At 40.0% G+C, this 25713-nt stretch carries 20 protein-coding genes and 1 pseudogene; 10 read left to right on the top strand and 11 right to left on the bottom strand.

Annotated elements, in window-relative coordinates; genetic code table 11:
• Positions 1-82: 82 nt before the first annotated feature.
• Together HC246_RS25985 and HC246_RS17370 are read left to right on the top strand one after the other, a co-directional pair.
• Positions 83-1374, top strand: a pseudogene (locus HC246_RS25985) (NF041680 family putative transposase).
• Positions 1375-1557: 183 nt separating this feature from the next.
• On the top strand, positions 1558-1992 hold the full coding sequence (locus HC246_RS17370; RefSeq protein ID WP_169364737.1) for a hypothetical protein: 435 nt from the start codon (positions 1558-1560) through the stop codon (positions 1990-1992).
• Positions 1993-2214: 222 nt separating this feature from the next.
• Here HC246_RS17370 and HC246_RS17365 read toward each other — a convergent pair whose 3' ends face one another.
• Positions 2215-3036, bottom strand: a complete 822-nt coding sequence (locus tag HC246_RS17365; protein ID WP_169364736.1) for a PD-(D/E)XK nuclease family protein — start codon at positions 3034-3036, stop codon at positions 2215-2217.
• Between the two features lie 24 nt (positions 3037-3060).
• On the opposite strand from HC246_RS17365, the gene HC246_RS17360 reads away from it, so the two are divergent.
• Both HC246_RS17360 and HC246_RS17355 read left to right on the top strand, forming a co-directional pair.
• Positions 3061-6099 carry a HEAT repeat domain-containing protein gene (locus HC246_RS17360; protein ID WP_169364735.1) on the top strand — a complete coding sequence of 1013 codons (3039 nt, stop codon included), beginning with the start codon at positions 3061-3063 and terminating at the stop codon, positions 6097-6099.
• 3 nt (positions 6100-6102) lie between these two features.
• On the top strand, positions 6103-6564 hold the full coding sequence (locus HC246_RS17355) for a Crp/Fnr family transcriptional regulator (protein WP_169364734.1): 462 nt from the start codon (positions 6103-6105) through the stop codon (positions 6562-6564).
• Positions 6565-6596: 32 nt separating this feature from the next.
• Here HC246_RS17355 and HC246_RS17350 read toward each other — a convergent pair whose 3' ends face one another.
• Together HC246_RS17350 and HC246_RS17345 are read right to left on the bottom strand one after the other, a co-directional pair.
• Entirely contained in the window at positions 6597-8393 is a 1797-nt protein-coding gene (locus HC246_RS17350) for an EAL domain-containing response regulator (protein ID WP_169364733.1), read from the bottom strand.
• A 64-nt stretch (positions 8394-8457) separates the two neighbouring features.
• The gene (locus tag HC246_RS17345) at positions 8458-12984 is read right to left on the bottom strand and encodes a PAS domain S-box protein (RefSeq protein WP_169364732.1); all 4527 of its coding nucleotides are present in this window, start codon (positions 12982-12984) and stop codon (positions 8458-8460) included.
• 323 nt (positions 12985-13307) lie between these two features.
• Here HC246_RS17345 and HC246_RS17340 point away from each other — a divergent pair, with 323 nt between their 5' ends.
• Genes HC246_RS17340 through HC246_RS17330 form a run of 3 tightly spaced genes read left to right on the top strand, consistent with a single transcriptional unit; the run spans position 13308 to position 14845 of the window.
• Positions 13308-13646, top strand: a complete 339-nt coding sequence (locus tag HC246_RS17340) for a hypothetical protein (RefSeq protein WP_169364731.1) — start codon at positions 13308-13310, stop codon at positions 13644-13646.
• Between the two features lie 3 nt (positions 13647-13649).
• Positions 13650-14147 (top strand): hypothetical protein, encoded by a 498-nt coding sequence (locus HC246_RS17335; protein WP_169364730.1) that lies wholly within the window; start codon positions 13650-13652, stop codon positions 14145-14147.
• An 11-nt stretch (positions 14148-14158) separates the two neighbouring features.
• The gene (locus HC246_RS17330; RefSeq protein ID WP_169364729.1) at positions 14159-14845 is read left to right on the top strand and encodes a hypothetical protein; all 687 of its coding nucleotides are present in this window, start codon (positions 14159-14161) and stop codon (positions 14843-14845) included.
• On the opposite strand, the gene HC246_RS17325 is transcribed toward HC246_RS17330, so the two are convergent.
• The 8 genes from HC246_RS17325 to HC246_RS17290 form a co-directional block, all read right to left on the bottom strand.
• A complete protein-coding gene (locus tag HC246_RS17325; protein WP_169364728.1) occupies positions 14842-15165 on the bottom strand; it encodes a cupin domain-containing protein in 324 nt (107 codons plus the stop codon). The genes HC246_RS17330 and HC246_RS17325 overlap by 4 nt on opposite strands.
• Before the next feature lie 141 nt (positions 15166-15306).
• Entirely contained in the window at positions 15307-16479 is a 1173-nt protein-coding gene (locus tag HC246_RS17320; protein WP_169364727.1) for a hypothetical protein, read from the bottom strand.
• Between the two features lie 22 nt (positions 16480-16501).
• Entirely contained in the window at positions 16502-16837 is a 336-nt protein-coding gene (locus HC246_RS17315; RefSeq protein ID WP_169364726.1) for a hypothetical protein, read from the bottom strand.
• Between the two features lie 207 nt (positions 16838-17044).
• A complete protein-coding gene (locus tag HC246_RS17310) occupies positions 17045-17422 on the bottom strand; it encodes a hypothetical protein (protein ID WP_169364725.1) in 378 nt (125 codons plus the stop codon).
• Between the two features lie 53 nt (positions 17423-17475).
• A complete protein-coding gene (locus HC246_RS17305; RefSeq protein WP_169364724.1) occupies positions 17476-19248 on the bottom strand; it encodes a vWA domain-containing protein in 1773 nt (590 codons plus the stop codon).
• A gap of 74 nt (positions 19249-19322) precedes the next feature.
• The gene (locus HC246_RS17300; protein ID WP_169364723.1) at positions 19323-20225 is read right to left on the bottom strand and encodes a hypothetical protein; all 903 of its coding nucleotides are present in this window, start codon (positions 20223-20225) and stop codon (positions 19323-19325) included.
• Between the two features lie 73 nt (positions 20226-20298).
• On the bottom strand, positions 20299-21144 hold the full coding sequence (locus tag HC246_RS17295) for a hypothetical protein (protein ID WP_169364722.1): 846 nt from the start codon (positions 21142-21144) through the stop codon (positions 20299-20301).
• 17 nt (positions 21145-21161) lie between these two features.
• On the bottom strand, positions 21162-23021 hold the full coding sequence (locus HC246_RS17290; RefSeq protein ID WP_211167836.1) for a CHAT domain-containing protein: 1860 nt from the start codon (positions 23019-23021) through the stop codon (positions 21162-21164).
• A gap of 303 nt (positions 23022-23324) precedes the next feature.
• Here HC246_RS17290 and HC246_RS17285 point away from each other — a divergent pair, with 303 nt between their 5' ends.
• From HC246_RS17285 to HC246_RS17275, 3 genes are all read left to right on the top strand, one after another.
• Positions 23325-23648, top strand: coding sequence for a YiaA/YiaB family inner membrane protein (locus tag HC246_RS17285; protein WP_169364721.1), 324 nt, complete (start codon positions 23325-23327; stop codon positions 23646-23648).
• Between the two features lie 403 nt (positions 23649-24051).
• On the top strand, positions 24052-24783 hold the full coding sequence (locus tag HC246_RS17280) for a thioredoxin domain-containing protein (RefSeq protein ID WP_169364720.1): 732 nt from the start codon (positions 24052-24054) through the stop codon (positions 24781-24783).
• A 14-nt stretch (positions 24784-24797) separates the two neighbouring features.
• Entirely contained in the window at positions 24798-25658 is an 861-nt protein-coding gene (locus HC246_RS17275; protein WP_169364719.1) for a cytochrome c biogenesis CcdA family protein, read from the top strand.
• The last annotated feature ends 55 nt before the right edge of the window (positions 25659-25713 follow it).

Genomic DNA, 25713 nt, shown 5'->3' with positions numbered 1-25713 from the left:
AGACTAAAAAAGGTAAAAAAGGCAGAGTAAAAGAGATACAAACTGCCTAAAGTAGATGAAAAGTAAAGAGACATCTACAGCCATGATTATTGATAAACTACAAGACTTTCGTCAACAGGTATATAGATTTTTAGGGAACGGACGGGATGCAATATTTGACTTGATGGATGCAGTATTGACCAGTCCGAGAGTGAAATCATTTGTAGAATTATCGTTATCCGCAGTGTATCGAAGAAAATGGTCAAGTCTGTATGAATCATTAAAAGACAGTCGCCCCAACCGAGGCAGATAAGACGGTTATGTGTGGAACAAATACCCAAAGACATCCGCCCTTTGCTAGCAGGAGACCATACAGGATGGGGAAGACCCCATGCCAAAACGCTAAAAGACAGGAGTTTTGTGCATCAACCGAATTTGGTAGAAGGGAACAAACCGATCGTGTTAGGGCATGACTACAGCACCTTGGCATGGATACCAGAGATGACAGGGAGTTGGGCAATCCCGTTATGTCACGAGCGGATCAGTAGTTTTGAGACAGCAGGGCAAAGAGCCGCATTCCAACTGAGTCAAGTATGTCGAGATTTAACGGTAAGACCAATCGCTACTTACGACAGTGAATATGGCAGTGCCGTCTTTATGAATTTGACTGAGGATATCCCTGCCGATTTACTAATACGTCTACGTCCTAACCGATGCTTATACAAAGCCCCTGCGCCCTACAGTGGTTATGGTCGTCCTCGTAAGCATGGGGATAAATTCCAACTTGCCAATGCTGATAGTTGGGGAGAGCCATCGGCAACTTTTAGCTTAGAAGATGAGACGGTTGGACAGGTGCAAATCCAGCAATGGTCTAACTTACACTTTCGGCAAGCAGCCCAACGACATATTCAAGTTATTCGAGTTACACATTCTCATTGCTCTGGTTTGTGGTTAGCTTGGGTGGGTGAACAGATGCCGACTTTAGACTCCCTTTGGCGCTTGTACTTACGTCGTTTTGCCATCGACCATTGGTATCGTTTTGCCAAACAAAGATTACATTGGACTCTTCCCCATTTGTTGACTCCTCAGCAAGCTTTGCGTTGGAGTGACCTTATGCCTTTACTCTCTTGGCAATTGTGGTTGGCTCGTCAACTGGTTATTGATACTCCTTTGCCTTGGCAGAAACCTCAAACCAATCTTAATTTTGGTCGAGTCGCTCAGGGCTTTGCCGCACTTTTGGTCAGGATTGGCTCTCCTGCTTGTTCTCCCCAACCTCGTGGTAAGTCTCTCGGTTGGAAATCTGGACGCAAGCGTTCTCCTTTTTCTCGCTTTCCTGTCGTCAAAAAACGAGCTTCTCGCTCGAAAAAGGTCAATCAAGACTACCTTAATTCCTAACTTTCAATATTCTCTTTTTCTCTCTCTTGCTTTTACTCAGTTCTCCGTTTTCTGGGTCACTTTTTCCTGCTCTTTTTCTGATTCTCTTAATCAACTTAGTCTAAATTCCAGGCTAGTTGTCAGTATGATCTTCTAGTAAGTGGTGATACAGAAGAATGGGAGCCGCTTTATAGACTTCTTTATATGAAAGATAATCAAAGAGATATTGTTGTTGAAGCCAAGTGTACTAAGGCAAAAGTAAATGATCAGCAGTTTGCAAGATTATGTAGTCTTATGGAGGTTAACCTTTTCACCACTACTGGACTAGGCATATTCTTTACTTTGAATGGTGCAACAGGTTTTCCTAAAAGAGGTCAAACAGAAAGGCAACAAAAACTTAGTGACGCAAGGCTAAGACAAGCTCTTTTTCATGCCAGAACTGGTAAAACAGTAGTTGTCTTAGATGCACAAGATATATTTGAACTAGATAAGCCTGCATCTTTGATTCAGATACTTACAAGAAAAATTCGAGATGTAGAACATCTTAGTGGACTCGTAACAGAACCGTGTAGTGATATTTTTACACCCGATTTGCCAAGTCATTTAGAACCTATAATTAGCCATTTACAAGGTTCTTAAATCAATATTTTTATTGGCGCTCAAGCTTCAGGGCATAAAGCTTTAAAAGCAGATGTAGTCAAGCGATCGTCTGATATGGCGATCTCGAATCTTTACCATTACTTCCAATAAGCCAAATAATAATGATTGCCTGTTAGGTCTTGTTATCTCTAAAAGCGTATTTAGATCAAGCAATCATAAAATGACTTCTCTGCCTTCGAATTTGTGATTACAGTAGCGATTCTAAATGGCAATCTCAGGTATGTCTTCAATATTATTGAGGACATTGCCAGTTAAGAAATCTCCGCGATCGCAACGATCGCGAAACTCACAGTTTTTACAAGAAGGGCTATGCAAATCTAGTTTGGGATATGTCTGTGCTTGGGACATCTCAAGCAAAATTTGTTGAAGTTTGGTTGCCGTTCGCTCATGCTCAGATCGAGAATATTCAATAATTACCGATTGAGCACTATTAGCAAACCAATAGGTCATCGATATTTGCTCGGGGTCGTATTTTGTCGTTTGGGCTAATAGGTATAAATAGAGGCGAGTTTGCCAATTAGCTTTTAATGTATGGGGAGGGATTGCTATTTGATGGGTCTTCCAGTCGAGGATTTGAGCTTGTTGATCGCCCAGAATCAACATGTCGTAAATTGCAGTTAAGACAAAATAACCTTGATCGCGATCGCGATTCTCACTATCATCATGCATCGATATTGCACTAGATATCTCTAGAGTCCGCCGATGCTCACAAAGGCGATCACCAGCAATCATCATAGGAGGCAATTTTTCAAACGCACTTAGCCATGTTTGTAACTGAGCATCACTGCCTGCCAAAGCCGATACATCAAGCCCAAGTTCTTTTTGCTGCATCAGCAAGTGAAACTTTGCACCTAATTGCAACTTTTCTTTGCGATCTAGATCGGCTTCTGGTAAACTCAGCACCTCTAAAAAACTATATTGATACTTACGCCGACAAGTTTCCCAGATATTGAGATGACCTTGAGAAATTGAAGTAATTGGAGAAATAGCTGTCATTGCAGATTTGCGTTCTTGTAGTACCATATCGTCAAACGATCGCCATCACCTATGAGTGCACCTGCCATTCCCGACTCCAATTCACCGATGCGCCGCTTTTTAAAAATCGTCAATCTGCGTCCAGATGAAGCTGAACGCACATTATTGATGTTTTTATTTTATTGTGCAACATCGATCGGAGCAGTATGGCTTGAGTATTCTAGCTCTACTCTATTTCTCGAAGCCTATAAAGCCGAAAACCTGACTTGGGTATATATAGCCACTGCATTTGTGGTAACAACCTTTGGCGTTTTTTACTCATGGCTGCAAAAACTGTTTCCCTTGCGTTGGGTAATGCTGGGGATCTCTTGCCTATTAGCCTTGCCCTTACCACTGGTGTGGATGGGACTGATGCAAAAAGGCTCATTTTTATATATGGCATCTGTATTTGGGATTCGCCTATGGGTGGAGGGCATCTATGTACTTAGCAATATCAATAATGACATCGCGGCAAATCAGCTATTTAATATTCGTGAAATTAAACGGGCATTCCCACTGATTACCACAGGCATTATCGTCGCCGAAATTGTTGGCGGATTTTCCTATCCATTTTTGGTGAGTTTGGGGGGAGTCCCCAATATGACCCTTGCCACTTGCGTGATGCTCTTGATTGGCTCCGCATTGCTATTTTATTTGAGTACTCGCTATCGCCAAGCCTTTCCTAACTCTGTTTATAACATTGACGAAGATAGTGATATTTCTGCGCGTTCTCTACAGGGCAATTTACTCAAGTACGTCTGGCTGCTCTTTGGCTTCTTTATTGCTGCCCAAGTCTTGTTTTTCATGATTGAGTTTCAGTATCAGACTCAACTAGAAATTCATCTAAAAACTGAAGAAGCGATCGGCAGCTTTTTGGGCATTTTTGGCGGCATCATGGGGGTTTTTAAGTTAGCACTCCAGCTTTTTGGCTCTAGCCGCATTATCGAGCGGATTGGCGTGTTTTTTGCGGTTTTAATGCCCCCCATTGGGATTATTGTCACAGGGACTTTAGCAGGATTTGCCCCTTTCGGATTACTGATCGGATTTGTAGTCCTCAAGTTCTTTGATGAATTGTTTCGTTTTACGATTGTGGCGGCAACCGCACCCACTTTATTTCAGGCGATCCCTGATCAATTTCGGAGTCGGATTCAATCCTTTGTGCGTGGTATCGCCGACCCCTTAGCCACTGGCGGCGCGGGGATCTTGATCTGGATTGTTGGTGAAATTTTTAAAAAAGGAGGAATTGAAACGGAAATTTCCTCCCATTGGTTTGCGGCAGTAATTGTGATAGTTGCCTTGATTTGGGTAACTGTGATTTGGTTGCTAAGAAGGGGATACCTAGAACTATTAATCCAAAGTGTGGAGAGAGGACAGTTTAGTTTATTGACGGTTGATACTCGTGAACTGCGACGCGCATTGTCTGAATCTATGACTCGAGCCGAGACTCAGACAGAGCAGTCAGTTTGTATTGATCTCTTAACTCAAATTGTGCCACAAGCTGTAGGTGAATCCCTTGCCCCCATGCTGTCGCAGATGACTCCTGATTTGCAGGCTCAGAGTATTGAGGCAATGCTGGAAAATCCTGAGCCTAAGTATTTGCCCTATATCAATGAAGTGATGCAATCTCCCAATGCTTCACCACAGGTGCAAGCTTTGTGTTTACGTTATGTCCTACTAGCTGATGAAAAGAATCGCGATATTGATAGTCTTCGCACCTATTTGGGTCCTGAACAAAATCCGATTATCCGTAGTACAGCCGTAGCATTGATGATGCGGCTAGGAGCTTCGTCACAGGTGGCTGAAGCTACGAATACTTTGCGGCACATGATCACTAGCTCGTCACAACCTGAGCGGGTACTAGGTTGTCGGGCGCTTGCCGAAGCTGCTTTTATGCAGTCTCTGCGCTTTTATGTACCGCAGCTATTACAAGATCCTTCTATTGAGGTGCGTTGTGCTTTGCTAAGGGCGATCGCTGCGACCCGTACTAGTGAATATTTTCCATCGATTGTTCGTGGCTTACATTACAAGGCTACTCGGAAAGCCGCCTATAAAGCCTTAGTCAATCTTGGTGATGATGGGATTAGTTCATTACTAGAGCTTGCCCATAGCGATCGCAGTCCTGTCAATGTGCGGATTCAAGCATGGGACATTCTCGGAGAAATTGGGACGCAATCTTCTATTTCTGTCCTTGCTAGTAATTTATCTAAGTCTTGGGGCAAACATCGGCGACAAATTTTGCGTGCCTTGATTCGTATACCCCAAGATCAAGGTATTGAATCAATTCTGGAACTGATCGGGCGCAGTGGGATTGAAAAAATCGTGATTCAAGAATTGGGAGTCATGACTGAGGCTTGGTCAGGAATTGAGGACATTTCACTCAGACAATTGGAGACCCCAGAAACCGAGCTATTGTTAGAGTCTTTGCAAAATGAGGCGATCGACAGCTTAGAGCGTATTTTCCTACTCATGAAATTGCTATATCCCCCGTCGGCAATTCAAGCTGCTTCCTTTAATATCATCTCTGGCACGAAAAGTAGTCTCGCTCGCGGTATGGAAATCTTGGACAATACGGTTGACTTGAGTGTTAAGCAAATTTTGTTGTCTGTAGTGGACAATCGCTCCATATCCGATAAGTTGAGCATATTGGGGACGATTCATCCCTACAGGCCATTAACACCGATTAAGCGACTCCAGCAGCTTGTAGATTTAAGCTATTGTTTGTCTGATTGGACATTAGCTTGCTGCTTTCATTTGGCTCGAACTCAATTCTGGAGTTTACCTGCGGAGTCAATGTTAAAGGGTTTAGGACATCCCACGGGATTTGTCAGGGAAGCAGTGATTTCTTATTTGCAAGTGGCTTCACCACGATCGCTAATCAAAATTTTGCCTCGGCTATTAAAAGATCGCGATCCCTTGGTTTTGGCTCAAGCAAGGGCTATTTCCTATTATTTTCAAAATAATGGTAAAAACATCCTAAATCTAAGTGATAATTCCCAAGAGGGTCATGACATAGATACAGAGATTAGAGCCAGAATGAGCGGCGGCAAACCACGTGGTTATGGGGAGTCTTAGGCAATGCTAACCAGTATTGAGCGGTTGTTATTGGTAAGGGGCGTTCCGATTTTCAAGGAATTACGGGACGATTTTTTGGTGCGTTTAGCTTCAATCATGAATGAGGTGTCATACCCATCTGGCAAAATGATTTTTGCTCAGGGGCAAGAGGGGCGATCGCTATATATTGTGGTTGCGGGTAAGGTGCGCGTGCATATTGGCGATAAGGATTTGGCAATTTTAGATAAGGGTAGTTGCTTTGGGGAAATGTCACTATTCGATGCCGAGCCGCGATCGGCTTCGGTAACGGCGATCTCTAATTGTGATTGTCTGGTGCTCACACAGCAGCAGTTGTATGAGGCGATCGATGAAACGCCTGACATTGCTGTTAATATTATTCGCCTATTATCACGGCGCATCCGTAGCCAAAATGATCAACTAAATAAACAAAATGATCAGCTTAATGCTTTGCAAGCTTCTAAGTAATAATCTAAGGTCAGGTTGGTTGCAATTACTTCTTATCCTAAACTTTTCAACAAATCTTTAGCAACTTCCGCTTCTACAGGCGCAGAAAACAAATAGCCTTGACCAAATTCACAGTTTAAATCTCGAATTTGATCGAGCTGCTCTTGCGTTTCTACACCCTCCGCGATCGTGCACATTCCTAAACTTTTAGCTAGGGCAATGATTGCGCGAATAATCTCCGTGTTCTTGCCATTTTTACCAATTCTCATCACAAAAGAACGATCAATTTTGAGGTGATCAATCGGTAGACGATGCAGATAGCTTAATGAAGAATAGCCAGTACCAAAATCATCAATACTTAGCTGAATATGTCGCCTTTGTAATTGCTCAATAATTTTGCCCGCAAATTCAGCATTTTGCATAATGTCACTTTCCGTAATTTCTAATCTTAGGAAATGCCCATCTATGCCAGTTTCTTGCAGAATTAGCTCAATCTGTTCTAGCAAATTAAAACTCATGAAATGCTTAACCGAAAGATTCACACTTACAGTTAACGATTGATCCGCTAGCCCTAAACTTTGCCAATTATGCAACTGCTGGCAAGCTTGTCGCAATATAAACAAATCGATCGCCATGACTAGCCCCATATCTTCGGCGAGCGGAATAAACTTATCGGGATAAACGATACCTTTTTCGGGATGGAGCCAACGTGCTAAAGCTTCAAAGGAAGCAATTTTGCCAGTTGATAAGTTAACGATCGGCTGATAGTAAGCCACAAATTCATTGCGATCTAAGGCTTGCCGCAGATCAGATTCCAATTGAAAACTGTCGAGGGCATGGCAATGCATCGTTGGCTCAAATACTTGATAGCAAGCTTTCCCATTTGCCTTAGCCCGATACATCGCCGTATCGGCATCACGCAGAATATGTTCGGGTTGTTTGTATAGGTCATTGCCCATGACAATCCCAATACTGACATTGGTAAATACTTGATAATCGCCAATTTGAAATGGTGGCGTTAGTTCACGCAGGATATCTTGAGCAACTTTAATCGGTTCAGCAAAGCCATTGACATCTTGAAGTAAGACGGTAAATTCATCTCCTCCTAAACGACAAAGCATCGTGCCTGAACGTAAACATAGTTCAATGCGGCGAGCAATTGATACTAGTAACTGATCGCCCACTAAATGCCCTAAAGAGTCATTCACCGACTGAAAGCGATCGCAATCTAAAAATAAAACCGCAAAATGTGAGCCTGTTTTTTGATTGACCTGTTGCAGTAGCTGCTCTAGTCGTTTCATAAACCAAGTGCGATTTGGCAAGCCCGTCAGGACATCATGCAGGGCTAAATGCAATAGCCGCTCTTGAGCCTGTAATCGCTCAGCAATTTCTTTTTCTAGTTGGGCAGTTCTCTGTCTGACCCTCTGTTCGAGTTCTGCATTTAACTGACTAATTTCTTTTTGAGCAGCTCTTAAACTTAAATGGGTTTGAATACGTGCTAAGACTTCTTCTAACTGAAAGGGTTTAGTGATATAGTCCACCCCACCCACAGTAAAAGCCTTGACTTTATCTAGTACCTCATCCAAAGCACTCAGGAAAATTACAGGAATATCACAGGTTTGCTCATTTGCCTTAAGTCGCTGACAAACTTCATAGCCATCAATATTTGGCATCATGATGTCTAGCAAAATTAGATCGGGCTTTGCTGCCCGAGCCACGGTCAACGCCATCAAACCATCGGTAACACTACGCACCTTATATCCTTGATCTGTCAAGGTTGTTGATAAAAAACGTAGATTATTGGGCGTATCGTCAACTATTAAGATGTCACCGCTGTATTCCCTAGTCATTTAGTTAGCTATATCCATAAAATTTTTTGAAAGCTGATGCAAATGACTAGAATTTGATTTGCATTTATTTTTCTAGACCTTGTTGCGCTAGATTCATAATTTGATTGTAACAAAAATTATCAACAAGGCTGATTAAAGACTGAATTAAAACGGTGTTATTTATAGGAATAGCTTTAATTAAATCTGCAATCAAATCATTATCAGCAAGAGTTGCTGCTTGTTGCAGTTGCCTAATCCAGTCATCGGGCATTTGGGATAAATTATTTTTAAGATTGGCTTCTAAAGTATCTAGATCATTTTTTTTGCTATTTCTATTATCGTGATCGTCTTCCGTTTCGTATAGATAGGTTACGCCCAAATATTCCGCGAGTTTGTCTAAAATGACTGCTTCTCGAAAAGGCTTACGCACAAAATCGTCACAACCTGCCGATAGGATAATCGCTTTTTCTTCTTCTAAGGCACTAGCAGTTAAGGCAATGATTACTGTTGCTTGCCCCTTTAAATGCGATTTAATCTGGCGCGTAGCTTCATAACCATCCATCACTGGCATCCGCATATCCATCCAAATTAGGTGCGGCTCCCATTCCTCCCAGATGGCGATCGCTTCTGCTCCATTCTCAGCCTCTTTGACTTGAAAGCCCACAGCCTCTAATAATTTCACAAGAAAATGCCGACTTTCCCAACGGTCTTCGACAACGAGGATACGATATTCGGGCTGATTTGGGGCTAAGCCAATAATATAAAAATCGGGCAATTTCTTGGATATCCCCGAAGTTTTAGGAATTTGGACTGGCAGTTCAACTTGAAAAATACTGCCCTGCCCTAATTTACTACTGACTAAGATCTTGCCACCCATAAATTGGGCAAATTTAAGACTAATCGGTAGTCCTAAGCCAGTACCTTCGCTAGCTTGCCGTCCTAGCTCCGTTTGTTCAAAAGCTTCAAATATTTTTTCTAGATGGGTTGCGGGGATACCTTCGCCAGTATCTTCGACGGTAAATTTCAATAAACTTTGTGACTGAGAATCGATGGCATCGCTACTAGTTTCTATGGTGCTACTGATGGTTTCACTTAGGCTTGTTCGCTCTACTTGAGCAATTTCGCTAACTTCAGTAGATAGTAATACAGAACCATAGTTAGTAAATTTGATGGCATTGCTCAAGAGATTAATCAAAATCTGTCGGAGTTTACCTTCATCTGCATTAATCCATTGAGGAACCTGTGGCGATCGCTTAAAGATTAATTGCAGTCCTTTATCACTGGCTCTAAGGCGAAACATCTTTTCTAGTGTATCGAGGAGGTGATGTAGATCAAAGCTGGTTAAATTTAGAGTGATCCTTCCAGATTCAATCTTGGACATATCGAGCACATCGTTAATTAATTCCAGTAAATGCTCTCCACTGTTGTGAATAATTTTGAGATAGGAGTGATGGGTATCTTTGAGGGAGGAATCACGAGCCATGAGTTGAGCAAATCCCAAAATAGCGTTTAGGGGTGTCCGCAATTCATGGCTCATGCTTGCTAAAAACTGTCCTTTAGCTTGACTCGCCGCTTCAGCAGCTTGTTTTGCCTGTTTAAGTTGTTGTTCAAAGAGTTTGCGATCGCTAATGTCACGGGCTACCCAAACCACTGTTTCCTGATCGATTGGCGAAATACTGGCATTCCACCAAATCGGCTGCTCCGTATCTGTGAGGTTATACTCGATACTTAATGTCTGTTGGGTTGCTAAAACATTTTGGATTGTACTTATAAATAAATCCGATAGTTCAGGACTGAGTATTTCTGAAGGAAGCTTACCAACTACTTGGCTAGGTGTTAACCAGCCCAGTTTTTTGCGCGTCTCAGGAATCTTGAGAATGCGACCTTGGCGATCGCGTACTAATATCACTTCATCCATAGCGGCAAACAAGGCGCGCATTTCCGCATTGGTTACTTTGAGTCTTTCTTCAGCCTGTTTATGATCAATCCCTAGAGCGATCGCATTGGCAATGGAATCGATCGCATGGATATCAGTATCTAAATGGGACTGAGAAACCAAGAGCATCACCCCAATCACTCTATCTCTCCATAGCAAAGGATATCCCGCAATGGAAATGATGCCTTGCTGATCTAGCCATTCTCGCTCAGTATCCGTCAAATCCGCTAAAATTTGCTCTGTTAAAAGTGGCTGAAAATTACCTTGAGTAATCGACCAAATCTTTTCCCTAGCTACTAAATTACTTAAGCGATCGCTATCTTCTTGATTATAGTGACCCGCATTAGCCTGTAAATCTAAATTAGTACCAAGGGTATTGACTGTCCAAATCTGGGCAAAATCAACATTCATATGTCGCCATAGAGATTCCACATAGGATTGCAGCACTTCTTCTAAGGAATCTAGTTGATTGGATGCAGCCCCAATTTCTGCCATTAAAATTGAAAAATGCACTCTCTCTAATAGTTCTGATTCAACTTGTTTGCGATCGCTAATATCAAAAATTGCGCCATCAAGCCACAGTAATTCAGATTCACGATTGAAGACTGCCTGCCCTTTTTCATAAAACCAACGGATATTCACATGAGCATCAATAATCCGATATTCTAAAATAAAGGGTTCTCGACAAATTAAACCTTCATGAACAATTCTCTCAACCATCTCACGATCTTCAGGATGGATAATACTCATCCAACTTCGAGTTTGATTATTGATAAAATCTTCTGATGTATAGCCTGTCATTTCCGTAACTGCTCCCCCTAGAAATTCCATCTTCCATTCAGGATTACAGGCACAGCGATAGACAATTCCTGAGAGATTCGCAACTAGACTTCTAAATTTCTCTTCACTTGTACTTAAAGCATTTTCTATTTGTTTGCGATCGCTAATATCGTTAAATACAGTAATAACACAGCTTTCCCCATTCAATGTAATCGTTTCACAAGAGATCAGAGCAGTGCAAATTTGCTGTGACTTCTTGCGATAACTCATCTCATAGTTACGCAATGAGCCATTTGCATCTAACGTCTGGACAATGTGAGCAAGATCTTTAGAATTGACCCAAGTTGGTAATTCTGTAACTTTCTTACCATCCAAATCTTCTCTAAGATATTCCGTAATCGATAAGTAGCTCTCGTTAAAGGCGATAACTCTTTTATCAAGGCGACTAGAAATTGTAATGGGATAAGGCGAAGCCCAAAAGACCTTAGAGAAGAGTTCTTCCGATGCACGCAATGCTGATGTCCGCTCTGCGATCTGAGTTTCCAAATCCTCATTAACTTTCTCTATGTCTGTAAATGCTTGTTTGAGACGAACTGCCATCTGATTGAAAGCTTGAGAAAGAAGATTGAGTTCCTTGATCTGCACAGGAGGGACTTCCCTTTCTAGCTCCCCATTTGCTAAAGCTTGACTTGCTAGAGTTAGTCTCAGCAGTGATTTATTAATATATTGAGTAGTTAAAACTCCTAAGGTGATCGCACTTCCTAAGGCTATACAAGTAAGTAAAATTGTTGTTTGTCGCTTCGCATCGAGCTGCTCCATAAAGTCAGCTTCAGGCATGACTACAGCAATTAACCAGTTAATCCCACGTGGATCTTGGTAGGGTATTACCTTCAGAAATAGATGTTTCCCATCAGCCCAAAACTGTAACCTTTGCTCACTTTTAATTTGTGATAGACTCCCCACCTGTTGCTCTAACTGTCCAACTGTCGCCCGAATCATCGGTTGATCGATATTTTTAACTGATAATCTCTCTGGCTTTTGGGGATTCTTCCCAATCTCATAGGGATTTTCCATGGTTGAACTAGCAACTAGCAAGCCTGAAGACTCAATAATAAAAGCTTGCCCCGACTTACCAATCCGTAATCCCCTTAAAAATTGGCATAGATTCTCTAAAGAAAGATCAGCCCCTAACACACCAATTCGATCGCCTTGAGCGTTATAGACTGCCAAGCTTGCGGTAATCACCTGCTCAGGCAAGGTAGAGTCTTGATAAATGGAACTCCAAATTGGCTGATTAGTTTTTAATGCAGCCTGATACCAAGGGCGTTGACGAGCATCATAAAACTCTGGCTTACCTCGCTTTTCAACGCGATTCCCCTGTTGATCAAGGCTGTAATAATAGCGCTGCAACCCGTTAAGATTAATTGCTAGTTGCAGAGATGAACTTGGATTTTCCTTCCCATTAGTTGATGACTCTTTCTTGTCGCTATTCTCTATCTCTAAGCGGTTAACACCTACAAATTCACCGTCTTTTTCCCCTCCATAATAAATCCAAGAAACCGTAGGGAAATTTTGGATTTGTTGCCATAGATAGATTTCACTAGATCGACCTTGAGTCTTTAAGATGCCTTGTCGCACAGCATCAGCATTGATTTTATTAATTAAATGTGGTGTTTCCAAATAAGAAGTAAGTTTTTGCTCAATGCGATCGCTAATTTCATTTTGTAGTTGTCCCACTAAATTCGCGATCGTCTCCTGTTCACTCCGCCAAGATAGCCATGCCAGTACTCCTGATATTCCCACAATCAAAATCACAAACTGGCAAATCAGAAGGCATTGCAGTGACAAATTGCGCTTTTTAGTAAAGATGTCTGATAGTAGCAAGCGCGTAATCATAAAAACAACTTAAATCATTGTACCTAAATTCTTTGGAGTCTCCAACAACAGTACTAACAAATTAAAACGTACCAAATCGATTACAGATTTAAAGTACCAAACAGCTAGGCATAATATAGCAATCCTAAATGATTTGTGGAAGCGCAACCTGAAGGGTTGCGCTTCCACAAACTCAAAAATCTACAAATAATTTAGGACTAAACGCCCCCCGAACTATTCGGAGAAGAAGGCACCCTGAAACAACTAACGACAGCCTTATCTGCTGTAAGGGATATATGTGACAAGGTATGATTTTAGGGATAGTTATGTAGATATATTGAAGTATGGCTACTTATTTGCAGGTAGAAAAGGCGTTAATCAATCTTGGTTACTATGTTGACTCTAATCCCCGCTATCGGACGAAACTGATTGGATATATTCCTGTTGAAGGCTATGCATCCGACGTAGTTCTCGAATTTCGCGAGGCGATTCATAGTGAATTAGGCGATCGCGACGAATTGCTACAAATGGAGTGGCTAATGAATGATGGCGAGAGTTGCCTATTGTTAGATAGCAATTCTTTAGATGAGATTGATATAGAACCTAATGTATTCGAGGCGGAGAAAATTCTTCTGAGAAAGATTTTTGATCGCGTATATAACGAAATTACAAATATCAGTTGATTTATGGTTAAGGCAATTCCCGAAAAATGTAAGAAATGTGCAATGCTTTCGGCAGCACAGGCTCAGGAATTACATGGGACGCATGGTGATGGTTGCTGGAATCCTCAAGTTTGTTATAGTCGCCGTTCCTATGCTCGCCATCACGATCGCCGCAAGCTCATTCGTTCGCGTCATCGCAGTGAAGCTAACCCTGAATTAAAGGTCGATTTTACTGAATTTACGGATATTTTTTGGGCAGTGTTGGTAGTTTATCGACGTTCAGGAACTGATACACCCATTCATGCGATCGCCTCAGAGATTTGGAAAGGACAGGAAAAATTCGCGGCAATTCCTCCAATTCATTGTGCAGGTATGACTGCATCACAGGTACATGCCTATGTCCAGAAAATGCTGGTATTGCTAGAATCAAATTATGCGATTAACAAATTTGCTAGTCAAGAAAGACTTGATCCTTGGCTCTGTCCTCTCAGCCCATGCTCTTGTCGTCCTAGTTTCCCATAGAGGAATTATCCTTGACAGTTCAGCAGCTTGAGTTAGATTTGTGGAATGTGATTTCTTCGGCGCGACAGACTCCTGAGGAAGCAAATTTAGTGATGATGTTTAATGTATTAGATCAGACTTTAGTAGATCTGGATACTTACTCACAGTTACGCATTTCAGGAGATGCTGTTTGTCAAATTGCTGATTTATTTTGCGATCGCACGAATATTCTGTTTGCGGAGTTACAGGCTAAATCCACAGATGAGGGACCGATTATGCCAAATGACGCTTTTGATCGTTATGTCCGTCAATCAATGGTAATAGATCTTGAACAATTTCTAGAACCATTGCAACCTTTGCCACGCAAAGTATCGGAGCGAGATAAAGAGAGTAATTCGCTAGTAGGAGATGTGGATAAGGAAGTTTTACTTCAGGCGTTAGAACAAGATTTAAAAGATAATGTTGAACCATTCAAGTTACTGAGTTTAGAGGAAGAGTTGGAGCAGGTAATTAGCACTGCTCATGGAGAAAGTGTGTCTGAATGGGTTGAGGCGATCGCAGCTTATCTATCAGATAATGAAACACCAATACGCTTAACCAGATTACAGCAGGCTCTCAAGTTACCAATGGTCGAAGTCTGGTTAGGTTTGCTATTAGGAGGATTTTGTTTAGAGCAGCGCGGCGGATTTTACGACTCTAGGGAGATCTGGATTAGCTAGGTCAATAGATTGCCATGTACTGCTAGCCAGATGCATGGAGGTTCACTACTGGTGTAGTCAACACGGTGCTGTTGATGTGCAGGAATCATTAAATAATCGCCAGATTTTAGTTTAATCCTTGAGCCATCGATATAGGTAATCTCTGCTTCACCTTGCAGTAAAATCACCCATTCATTACTATCTTGGTCATACCATTGTCCGATGGGTGTGGTTTGTCCTGTAGAAATAATGCGTTCGATTAACACATCTGAACTAGAGGCGATCGCTTCAAATATTTCTACTGGCTGTAAATCTGAAGGTAGATTGTAAATATTAGGCATAAGTTTAGGCATAAATTACAGAAATGAGCATTTATCACAATGCTTAATCGCAATTCTTTGCTTTATCCGTTGATAAATATTGTTGCAAGCAGAGGCGATCGCTTGCCATTTATCTTGAGGACTAAAACTGCGATCGCTTCATCACTCTCCACCACCACCACCCTCTCTATCTCTGTTGGTATTTTTAGATAATACTAATAAAAATAAAGCTACAAACTGTTTTAGATTAAAGCCACCATTACTATGAATTTCAATGATCCGTCCATATGAATCTGACTGAACATTCATATCACTAATGGCAGTTATATGACCAGCGCGATCATATTGGATATCCATATCACCGATGGAAATGATCTGTCTGTCAGAATTATATTGGACAGCCATATCACCAATGCTATCAATGCAAGGTCTCAATTGCCAAAACTTTGGGCGATAGGTAATGCAGACATCACCTATCGAAATAATTTGTTTAGAGGAGCCTAATTGCCCAATTTTTCCATACTCGACAGGAATATCTCCAATAGAAGAGATATTACGAATCCCCCACATATTGGTCTTATCACTGTACTTGACAGGTATATTGCCAATAGCAATGATATAGCCCATACAGTAGATAACTCGGCAAGATTGAAACTTTTTAGTAGAGCTATGGGTTAGTGCATCTTGAATACTAGTAGTCTCAGTAACTAAACCTAGAAAAGATTGAATTAAATCAACAGTATCATAAGCTTTTTGATACCATTTACTAGGGGAATTTACATCTAAATCTATATAAACTGAAACATTTTTATCTGATTTCAGCATTAAATCAACTGGTTCTATAGGAACTTCATTAACTGAGAATCCACCTCCACTGATAACAATGTCTATAATTTCACTAAGTGAGTATTCGACAATTTTTTTACCCAATAATCCCTTGGTTTCAATTATTAATTGATTAATATTCTTATCAAAGATACAAGTTCTAGTATGAAGTACTCTTAACAACACATACAAACTAATAGTCATCCAAAATAAAAACCAAACTAAACTTAACCATTCTAAATATTGATCGGTTGTAGTGAATTTAAGTTTATACATTGCCTCATTTTGCCTAATCTCAACACCTATTAGCTGGGTGCGTCTTGTTTGGATAACAACTTTTTGACAAAAATTAGGATCTGTTGCACTGCGTTTACAGTTAAATGAGTTGACTTCTAGGAAAAAACTTCCTACCCAAAAACCAATTATAGGCAAGACTACAGAAGTTAACCATAATCTTATCGGTCTGCTATAGATGACTAGTCTTTTAGAGCTATGTTCTAGTATTTTCATAATATTTATTCTTTGCTGTAGATTATTGAATGAGGCTGTATTCTAGGATTCTTGCCCGATCGCCTTCTATAACAAACACAAATTCTTCCGAGATACTGACTTGAGAAAACTCAGTGGTATATTTTAGAGTTGCTAAAGTTTCGGTAGGGGTAGAATTGATTTTGTATTCTAATAAGCTAGAGCTTTTTACTTGCCCAAATTGTTTGTGAATAGTTTTGCAAGCATTGATTGCATCATTTTTTCCATGTTTTTGTTTGAAGCGATTATCTGATTGCTCGTAGATTTCATTACATTGCTGAGCATTCAGACGATTGTGGAATTCTACAACTGCATTTTCAGCAATTGCTTTACCTTTCATAAGTTGATCCATCAAGCCACAAGATGATATTAAAACTGTTGCTAGGATCGGGGCAAAAAGAGAGCGAAATAGTTGTCTATACATATTGAACTTCCTCCAAACCTGACTCAAATCATTTCAACTGACTGAATCCTTATATTTCTCGGAATCATCGTGTTATGCACCAGATCATCATTTGGGAGATTAGATGGTTTGCGAGATTGCACACTATTGCAATTGACAAGAGAGAAGTTTTACTTGTGGGTAAGTAGATTGCAGTTGTTTCAGACGCTCTTGATTCGATCGCCCATAGGTATTGAGCGATCGCACAGCATCGGGGGCAGGAATTGTCGATACAATCTCTTGTCCAATATCGCTAAAGGTGATCACTTCCTTAATTTGGAGATCGCGATTTTGGTGTTGTTGATACAGATCGTTATAGGCAGAGGCGATCGCTTGCCATTTATCTTGAGGACAAAAACTGCGATCAATGAGAATGGTAATTTGCGTAGGTGGTAAGGCAAAGGCGATCGCCCCGCCCACAATGCCAAATCCTAACCATCCCAAACCAAGAGTAGTTATAAGTTTACGATCAAGTTTATTCATAGATTTTTATATAGTTAAAGATAGGCGGCGCGAAGCGCCACCTATCCTCATGTTTACAGATTAGTTTGAAAGATTTCCTTGAGTAGGTTCTGCACGTTTTGAGGTGTGCCGACTTGCACTGTAGACTCGCGGAGAGTAGCGATCGCTTTTAATTCTTGTTGATTGACTTCGCCATAGGCGATCGGATAAATCCGCACATCGCTAAACTTCATCAAATCCTTGACCTCTTCAAATTTCAATCCTGTAGTCACTTCGCCATCGGTTAATAACAGCAAGCGAAATACACCCATAGGATCGGCTTTGCGGCGTTCCATGAGAGGGGCTAAACCTGCGATCGCACCGTCATAGAGAGCAGTATTACCATCCGCTTCAAGGGCATCGATCGCTGCGAGTAAACGCTTATGTTGCAATGCATCAAAGGGAGATAGATTAACCACATTCTTGACGCGATCGCTAAAAGTGATCAAACCAACTTGATTACCAGCATTGATTTCTTTTGTAGCAATGCGTAAGCCTTCTTTAACAGCTTTGATGCGATCACCTGCCATTGAGCCACTGGTATCAATCACCATCATCATATAAACAGTACGACCACCATCTTTACGCTGTTTCCAGAAAGTGAGTGCAGTTTTGAGAACTTCACCTGAAGGGATAGCAGGAAAGTTCTTTTGCTTAACATATTCCAATACTTCAGGAGCCGCAAAAGCAAGTTTCTGCATGGATTCAGAAGTTGCAAATTCGGCAAATTGTTGTAATCCTTCTTGTTGTTCAGGTGTATTCCAATCAAAACCTACTAAAGGGGCATTATGAGGTATTCCAAAGGGAATATAGGCAACTTGCTCAAACCCTGGGAGCTTTTTCAAAGCTGTAAAAGCTACTCCATCAAGAGGGAAAGCTTGCATCTTTTGTTGATCGCGTACAAAGATATCTTTCAGTTCTAAGGTTGTAACTGATGTGACGATCACTTGCTTCTGGAAAGCATCAAATACAGAACTAACTTGAGGAACCTTTAAATCTTGGACTGTGAGGGGTTGCTTATCGCGATCGTGTCCTGCGGCTTGCCAAAGAATTGTATAGAGAAGATTGAGTGCTGTTGAACTTGAATAGGGATTGGGATAGCCAATAGACATTTTCCCTGTGGTGATAGCATCAAGCAAACGAACGAAAGTTACTTCTCCACCTTTAGCTAATTCTTGGTAAATGTCACCTCTTACTGCAAAGCCAGTACCATTGATTTGTAATGCTGGAGAAATTACTTTGACTGGGACACCATCACTTTTGAGGATTTCAATCCACAAATCATTGGATGGACTGAAGGCAGCAGGTTTCATCGTCTTAGAAGAGATCAGCCGTTCGGCTAGACCAGATGCAATATTCCGAACTCCTACTCGGACTACCTGCCCTGACTTTAAAGTGACATTTTTCGCGTTAAAAGATTCAGCAACATCAACTAGCCAGCGCTCATCTTGTCTTTGGGCATTAGCTTTTTCCGCAGAGCTATAAATCTCAACATAGACTTGTTTGGGATCATTGGTCGGCTGAGCAGCATACAAAGGGAAGTCTTCAATCTTTGGCAGTGGTTCTTTAATGCTATCCGTAGAATATCGCGCCGCCGCCGCATCAGACACTAAGACTTGTTCGATCTTAATCTTAGGTAAAAAATCGTTTTGAATTGCTTTAGTGGCTGTTTCAAAAGAGTCAATTTTGATCGTTCCACAAGCGACAAGTAGTGTCAGGCTAAGCCCGATCACAAACCAAAGCGATCTCAGCGTTTTGAGATTTTTGAATAGGTGAAAATTTAATTCTCTTAATCTTTTGTTTAACATGTTTGCTGTTACTCTCATCAGTCTATAAACAAATCTTTTTTACAAAAAATTCCGTAAGATTTTTTAAAAAATATTTAAGGTGGGATTTCTATCGTTTGATAAGGTTCTAACTGTAAAAATGAGCAAATTGAATCAGCAATTTCAGAGCCAGTTACCTCGTTAAGGTATATAGTCAGCAAAATAGAATCGTCATTGTCAATGAGACGTATTTCCTCAAGCTGAATTAAATTACCTATTCTCCAAAGCACCAAGTGGACTCTTTTAATTTTAATAAATTCAATCTCAATGGATAAGTCTTCTTCTAAAATTCCTTTAATCGTAATTCTATTAATCTCTTTGTCAAAAGTATATTTTTTAGAAGCTACTAAAACGACAAATATTGACAAATAAAAACTTATTGAGAGAAAAATAAGACGAGTATAACTTAATTCCTCTATTAAAAAATCTGATTTTCTTTGCGATTGAGAAGATCTTTGTGTTTGAATAAACACTTTAGATTCTGCTTTATCTTCTAGAAATTTGTTTAATCTAGAAAATTGGTCTTCTATTAAACTTTCTGAAGTATAAATAGGAATTTTTTCTGTTTCAGTTATAAGTATTAATAAATCATTTCTATATGGTGTCACACGAAAGATGTTATCTTTTCTCGACACTTTAATCAATTTGCTATGATTTTTTGAATTGAACACTTTTTCTATATTACCAAATAGAGTATTCCCAGACAAAGAACATATAATTTCATTTTCTATTCTATTACAGTTTAATTTTGAAGAATTTAAAGCTTGTGGTAATATCGAGATCTCTTCTGCAATGAAAAAAGTTAAAGAGATTGGCAAATTTGCTCCGTAAAATATATCAAAAATAGTCAATAAAATAATTATAGCTATGACAAATAGACGAGGAAAATAAACTTTAATAGTAAGTTTGCTTTCTTCATTTTTAATAAATTTAGAAGAAGAAGGTACGTTTGTAGACATAATATTATTCTCATTAGTTTTTAAATTGATTTTTCTTGAAAAATATAACATCCTATAAACTGCTTGAGAAATATTAAGGTGGAACTATCATTTGATAAGGTTTAAGTTGTAAGAAAGAACATATTAAATCAGCAACTTCAGAACCAGATATTCCATATAGATTTATTGATAGTAAAATAGAACCATAGCTATCAATAAGAAATATTTTTTCACCTTTGAATTCATCATTTTTGATTAAACGAATCAAATGTACTTGGTTAATTTTTTCAAAGTCAAACTCAATTAATAAATCCTTTCTAAAAATTTTCTTAATTAAAATCTTATTGCTTTCCTTATCAAAAATATATTTTTTAAAATCGACTATATTTTTGAAAATTGACACTAGAAATGATATGGTAACCGATCCAAAAACTAAGTTGAAATAAACCAAGCCAAAAAATGACGCTGATAAAATATTCAGTTCATCTGATTTCCTTGTCTCTATCTTTACTGAATTCTGTGCAGGGTTATCTAAGAAACTATTTAATAGATCTGTTTGATCTTTAATCATAGTTTTGGGTGTTAACAAAAAGATTTCTTTTTTATTTGTTACCAAAATTATCAAAGCATTCGTTAGATAATCTTGATTAGAAATCTCTGTCCTTATTCCAATTAATTGCTCGTGTCTGGGAGATAGGGCTTGCTCAATATTGCCATACCAATTTGTACCAGTAAGTGAGCATAATATTTCACTTTTATATCGAATACAATTTAAGCTTGCTTTATGCAATTGACCAAGAGAGAAAATTAAGTTTCCAAATGTAGCATATAGCAGAATGCATAGCACAAAAAACATAAGAGGCAAGCTAAGTATTATGGCTAAAATACGAACTATTGACGTATTTAGAAAGATAAGCTTGTTTGCAGGTTGACTATTCATGATTTTCTTACTTACTTTTAATTTTCATTTGCTTGTAAAGTAATTTTGTTTGTATCGATCGCTAATCTTAACTGAGCAGGAAGCTCCATTTTGAGATTAGAACTACTGCGGTCTAGCGAAAGTAATAGAACTTGATCTTGTAGGTTTTGCAAAAGTTCGTGAGTAGCTTGCAGGCGATCGTAACTTGCTTGTAAACGTCGCTGGGCAACCACACGATAATTCTCAGACTTCACCTGACCAATAGTAGCGATCGCATCAGAGACCTGTCCCGCTAAATCCAAAACAGTGATCAAAGTCTCTAAGATATCCACCGTCATATCTGGTTCCTTCTCAACTATTTTTTCAGCATAAGCATGAATCTCCCTCGCCCATGCCTTCGCCCTCCGCCACTGCATCCCAGTAGCCAGAGACTTGCGTTCTAAGCCGTCCAGTTTTGAGGCAAATACATAGCGATCGAGCAAATTATTCTCGTTCAACCACGCAAATTCCTTCTTAACTTGCCATGACCACGCACCAATGACGATCGCGGCGATCGCCCCACCACTCGCGATCACAATTGGACGCGGACGCAGTACCGCCACAAAACAAGCCAAACCCAAAGCTGTTCCTGCCAAAAGCATATAGGTTTGTGGCAATTGGAATAACTTTGTCCTTTGATTTCTTCGATTAGATGGAGGGGGAGATGACGCTTCTATCATTGGCGATACTATTGGTACTGATTGTTTTGGTGGTGCTGGTAGAGGTATTGTCACTTTCTCATCCTTAGGAATTGACCATGTTAGAGGTGTTTCGGCGGGGTTTTGACAGATAATCGGTAGCCAAGTCGCACAGGGGAAGCGGTCTTCAATACCTTGCAAGCGCTCTCTTGCGCGACGTACTGATAAATAGCAAGAGGTTCCACTTGAGAAATCTTCGAGAAAGTAGCGGAGAAACTTCTGCGCTACTTCATCGGGGATCGGTTCACGCATCACGATTACTTGGGGAATATGCAAATCAAATAGCGATCGCGCCAAGCCCAAACCATCACAGGAGTTAAAAATCGCTAATCTCAGCCCATTAGATACAGCCGTTCTCAGCGCATAGCGCAACTGTTCCATCCTTAGACTTTCCGTTTCGTTGATATAGATCCGACCGATATCTTGTTGAGTGGAGCTATGCCCTGCAAAAAAGAGAATGTCCCATTGCTGTTGCCATAGCTCATCATTAAGTTGTTGGCGCTTCGGTTCTACTAACAGAGTTACCTCGGCATTGGGTAATTGTTCTAGCATGGCGCGATCAGCATCAATATCAATACCTTCACTATTGCCAAGAATTACGAGAATCCGAATCTTATCAGAATGCTTTTTAGTAGGAGCGATACTGGAGTAGGCAGGAGCAGCGATCGCAATTTCTGATTTGGTAAAGCGGCGATCAAATAAATCCCACAAGTGCCAAGGCATCTTCTGTAAATAGGGATTTCCCGATTGCAGTAGTACCCGCACTTCATCGCTTCTGTAGATATTATCGGAGACTAATTCCCTCGCAGGGAGAAAAGACTGCGATCGCAACCATTGATTGAGATGTTCTGCAAGTTTTTCGGCAGCATCATAGCAATCTTCAAGAAAGGAAACGTTAGTAACAGCATTGGCATCTGCTGAGAGTCGCGTGGTTGCGCCTATTTTTAGATAGAAAGATTGCCATGCGTCATATAGCAAAGGCAACTCTTTTGATGGAGGCAAATTTGCAGCAATTTCTGATGATGGAAGTGCTCCTTCTTCACCAATCTGAATTGTTACTGCAAAGCCCTGCTCGAAATTACCGTCATTAAATTTAAGGGTTACTAGCTTCCCCATAATGGCGATCGCTCCATCAAAAATATCTACAGACCCATCATGCACATTTTATTTAGATTTGTCATTAAGTCACCTATGTAAAGATAAAAAGCAAATTAAAAATTGTTGCTTGACTACATACAAATAGCGCTAGCGATCGCTGAACTATGCAGTACAAATTCAACCATTTATCTACTCATCAGGCTTCAGCAGCTAACTTACGCAGTAATTAACAAAACTTAAACTTTATCGCATAGTTTTTTGCTGACTAGAAATACATAGACTAAACTTGGTGTGTTTGATTTCAAAATACACACCTATTGAGCGAACTCTTTGTCAGTAAATCTACATAATAAATTGGAGGCTACTATGCGTTTGAATTCAATCGATCCTATGTTGAACCAAAAAGATACAACTGCTTGGATTTTTCAGGTTTATGCGGCTTTTGTCATCTCTACTGGATCTTTTGCAGCTAGCCTCTATTTACTGCCTATGGATAATGTAGTCAGAAGTCAACTGGGGATTAGCTATGTATTTTCCATTAGCGCAAGTGTTTCTCTGACTAAGACCATTCGCGATAATCATGAAGCGAGGAAACGCCAAGCACTCATTGATGCAATCATCACCGATAAAGTTATTACTGAAAATCATCCTCTCATCGATTTACTTGAAAACCCCAAAATCTCAAAGTGATTGTGATTCAATCGATTTCTCAAAGTAAGTAGCCTCTAGGTAATTACATGACAGCTATCTCTAGGCTTAATTGGAAATAAGTGAAAACCTTACTTTGTAAGGTTTTCTGATTACAGTCTGTTGATGTAAAGAGAAGTTTCTTGGTATTGAAACTTGCTTATTGACAAGTGCTTTGCGCTCAAACCCAAACAAGAAGAATTTTGAAAGCGTTGCAAAGCAACGCTTTCAAAATTCTTCTTGGGATTCTTTTGATCGGTAATTGCTGTAGATTCAATCTTGATTCACTATAACCGTGAAATTATTCTAAGCTAGAGCTAAGTTAAAAATAAAAACAATCCTTGCATATCTGCCTAATTTCCAGATATATGTCTTGATAGTTGATTCATATTTATCCAAAAGATTTATGAGATTTATAGAGAAGCATAATTTAGCGATCGCTTGTTTCCTCACATGCTTTACATTAGCTAATGTGTCGGGATGCAGTCAGTCAGTATCTCAAGCAAAGACAACAGCAAATATCCCACCTCCCGCACCAACTGCTTCCCCTGTAGCAAATACTAGCCAAAATCAACCTAAACGAACCTTCACTCCTGAACTTGTCAAAGCATATATTAATGGTTGTCAAGCATCTGGTGGTACACAGGAATACTGTAATTGCTTTATTGGCAAAATTAAAGTAGCACTAACCCCAGATGAATTTGATAAGGCTGGAGAAGCTTTTAAAACAGGGGGCAAGATTCCTCCTGTGATAGATAAGGCAATGCAATCATGCCAGCCAGCACCAGAACCGAAGCCTACAGCTCCCAACCCCTTACCAAATCAGTCTGCTATAAAGATAACTCCTGAAAGCGAAGAAATGTTACTTGCACGACATCTCAAAAAGATTGGAGCGGTTTTATACGGTACTTATTGGTGTCCATACTGTGATAGACAAAAACAGGCTTTTGGAGATGCGATTAGTGAAATTCAATATGTTGAGTGTGATCCTAGAGGAAGTAATCCCCGACCAGACCTCTGTAATAGCTTTGGAGTTCATAGTTATCCTACTTGGCAAATTAAAGGCAAGGCTTATACAGGTAGTTACGATCTCAGATCTCTAGCTGAGATATCAGGCTACCAAAGTTCTCGCAACTAGAGAGAATCAGAACTATGTCACGCATTAAGAAGTTCATACAGGTTTCATCAAAGACTTATTTTGGTAGATTTCTTATTCCATTTCTACTATGTATTGCTACTATAATTGCAGCCTTTAGCTTGAGTCGAGTTAACTGGACATCACTGTTTCAACCATTTCAAAACTTTGTCTTTGAGACAGATGATAAATATCACAATTGGTTCAGCCAACAATCAATCACTAATCCATTTTTATTACTCCCACTTGCATTTATAGGTGGACTGGTTGCTAGTATTTCTCCCTGCGTATTAGCGTTACTACCAGTCAATCTTAGCTATATTGGAACTCGCGAAATCACATCCAAAAGAGAAGCTTTGATTAAGGCAGGTACTTTTGTATTAGGAGTGGTAACTGTTCTTAGTATCCTTGGACTTTTCTCTTCCATTGCCAGTTTAATCACGCTCAAATATCAAGGATATATTCATACAATAGTTGGAACTTTAATCCTTTTAATGGGCTTGAGTTTATGGGGAGTTTTTCGTTTGCCTCTACCACAAAAGAGTTTTAGATTTCCTGCTTTAGGTTGTTATGGAATTGGACTAACTTTTGCTTTGTTAAGTTCTCCTTGTACGAGTCCAATTTTATTTTCTATATTAGCTGCTGCCGCTACGTCGGGTTCTCAGCTTTATAGTGTTTTAGCGATGGTCAGTTATGCATTGGGCTACACCATTATTATTTTCTTGGCAAGCTTATTTACGGGTTTAGCAAAGCAGGCGCGATCGCTAATGCAATATTCTGAAATAATTACGCGCATTGGCAGCGCTGGCTTAATCCTAATGGGAGGATTTTATTTAATTAATGGCATTCAATGGATTGTCGCGATATCAAAGCTTTAGGGTAGTCCAGATAAGTGATGATGCGCCTCTTTAAGAGTGGAACGTCATCATGGCT

This window comes from Pseudanabaena yagii GIHE-NHR1, assembly GCF_012863495.1.
GTDB classification, from domain to species: domain Bacteria; phylum Cyanobacteriota; class Cyanobacteriia; order Pseudanabaenales; family Pseudanabaenaceae; genus Pseudanabaena; species Pseudanabaena yagii.
Note: the sequence above shows the minus strand (reverse complement) of the source record. Positions and strands in the feature narration are given on the sequence as shown.

What these genes read in the sequence shown, in the direction of transcription:
- HC246_RS17350 (WP_169364733.1), bottom strand. Translation starts at nt 8,393, where the DNA reads ATGACTAGGGAATACAGCGGTGACATCTTAATAGTTGACGATACGCCC.
- HC246_RS17325 (WP_169364728.1), bottom strand. Translation starts at nt 15,165, where the DNA reads ATGCCTAATATTTACAATCTACCTTCAGATTTACAGCCAGTAGAAATA.
- HC246_RS17345 (WP_169364732.1), bottom strand. Translation starts at nt 12,984, where the DNA reads ATGATTACGCGCTTGCTACTATCAGACATCTTTACTAAAAAGCGCAAT.
- HC246_RS17310 (WP_169364725.1), bottom strand. Translation starts at nt 17,422, where the DNA reads ATGAATAAACTTGATCGTAAACTTATAACTACTCTTGGTTTGGGATGG.
- HC246_RS17275 (WP_169364719.1), top strand. Translation starts at nt 24,798, where the DNA reads ATGTCACGCATTAAGAAGTTCATACAGGTTTCATCAAAGACTTATTTT.
- HC246_RS17365 (WP_169364736.1), bottom strand. Translation starts at nt 3,036, where the DNA reads ATGGTACTACAAGAACGCAAATCTGCAATGACAGCTATTTCTCCAATT.
- HC246_RS17355 (WP_169364734.1), top strand. Translation starts at nt 6,103, where the DNA reads ATGCTAACCAGTATTGAGCGGTTGTTATTGGTAAGGGGCGTTCCGATT.
- HC246_RS17315 (WP_169364726.1), bottom strand. Translation starts at nt 16,837, where the DNA reads ATGAAAGGTAAAGCAATTGCTGAAAATGCAGTTGTAGAATTCCACAAT.
- HC246_RS17295 (WP_169364722.1), bottom strand. Translation starts at nt 21,144, where the DNA reads ATGAATAGTCAACCTGCAAACAAGCTTATCTTTCTAAATACGTCAATA.
- HC246_RS17340 (WP_169364731.1), top strand. Translation starts at nt 13,308, where the DNA reads ATGGCTACTTATTTGCAGGTAGAAAAGGCGTTAATCAATCTTGGTTAC.
- HC246_RS17305 (WP_169364724.1), bottom strand. Translation starts at nt 19,248, where the DNA reads ATGTTAAACAAAAGATTAAGAGAATTAAATTTTCACCTATTCAAAAAT.
- HC246_RS17360 (WP_169364735.1), top strand. Translation starts at nt 3,061, where the DNA reads ATGAGTGCACCTGCCATTCCCGACTCCAATTCACCGATGCGCCGCTTT.
- HC246_RS17300 (WP_169364723.1), bottom strand. Translation starts at nt 20,225, where the DNA reads ATGTCTACAAACGTACCTTCTTCTTCTAAATTTATTAAAAATGAAGAA.
- HC246_RS17335 (WP_169364730.1), top strand. Translation starts at nt 13,650, where the DNA reads ATGGTTAAGGCAATTCCCGAAAAATGTAAGAAATGTGCAATGCTTTCG.
- HC246_RS17320 (WP_169364727.1), bottom strand. Translation starts at nt 16,479, where the DNA reads ATGAAAATACTAGAACATAGCTCTAAAAGACTAGTCATCTATAGCAGA.
- HC246_RS17280 (WP_169364720.1), top strand. Translation starts at nt 24,052, where the DNA reads ATGAGATTTATAGAGAAGCATAATTTAGCGATCGCTTGTTTCCTCACA.
- HC246_RS17370 (WP_169364737.1), top strand. Translation starts at nt 1,558, where the DNA reads ATGAAAGATAATCAAAGAGATATTGTTGTTGAAGCCAAGTGTACTAAG.
- HC246_RS17285 (WP_169364721.1), top strand. Translation starts at nt 23,325, where the DNA reads ATGCGTTTGAATTCAATCGATCCTATGTTGAACCAAAAAGATACAACT.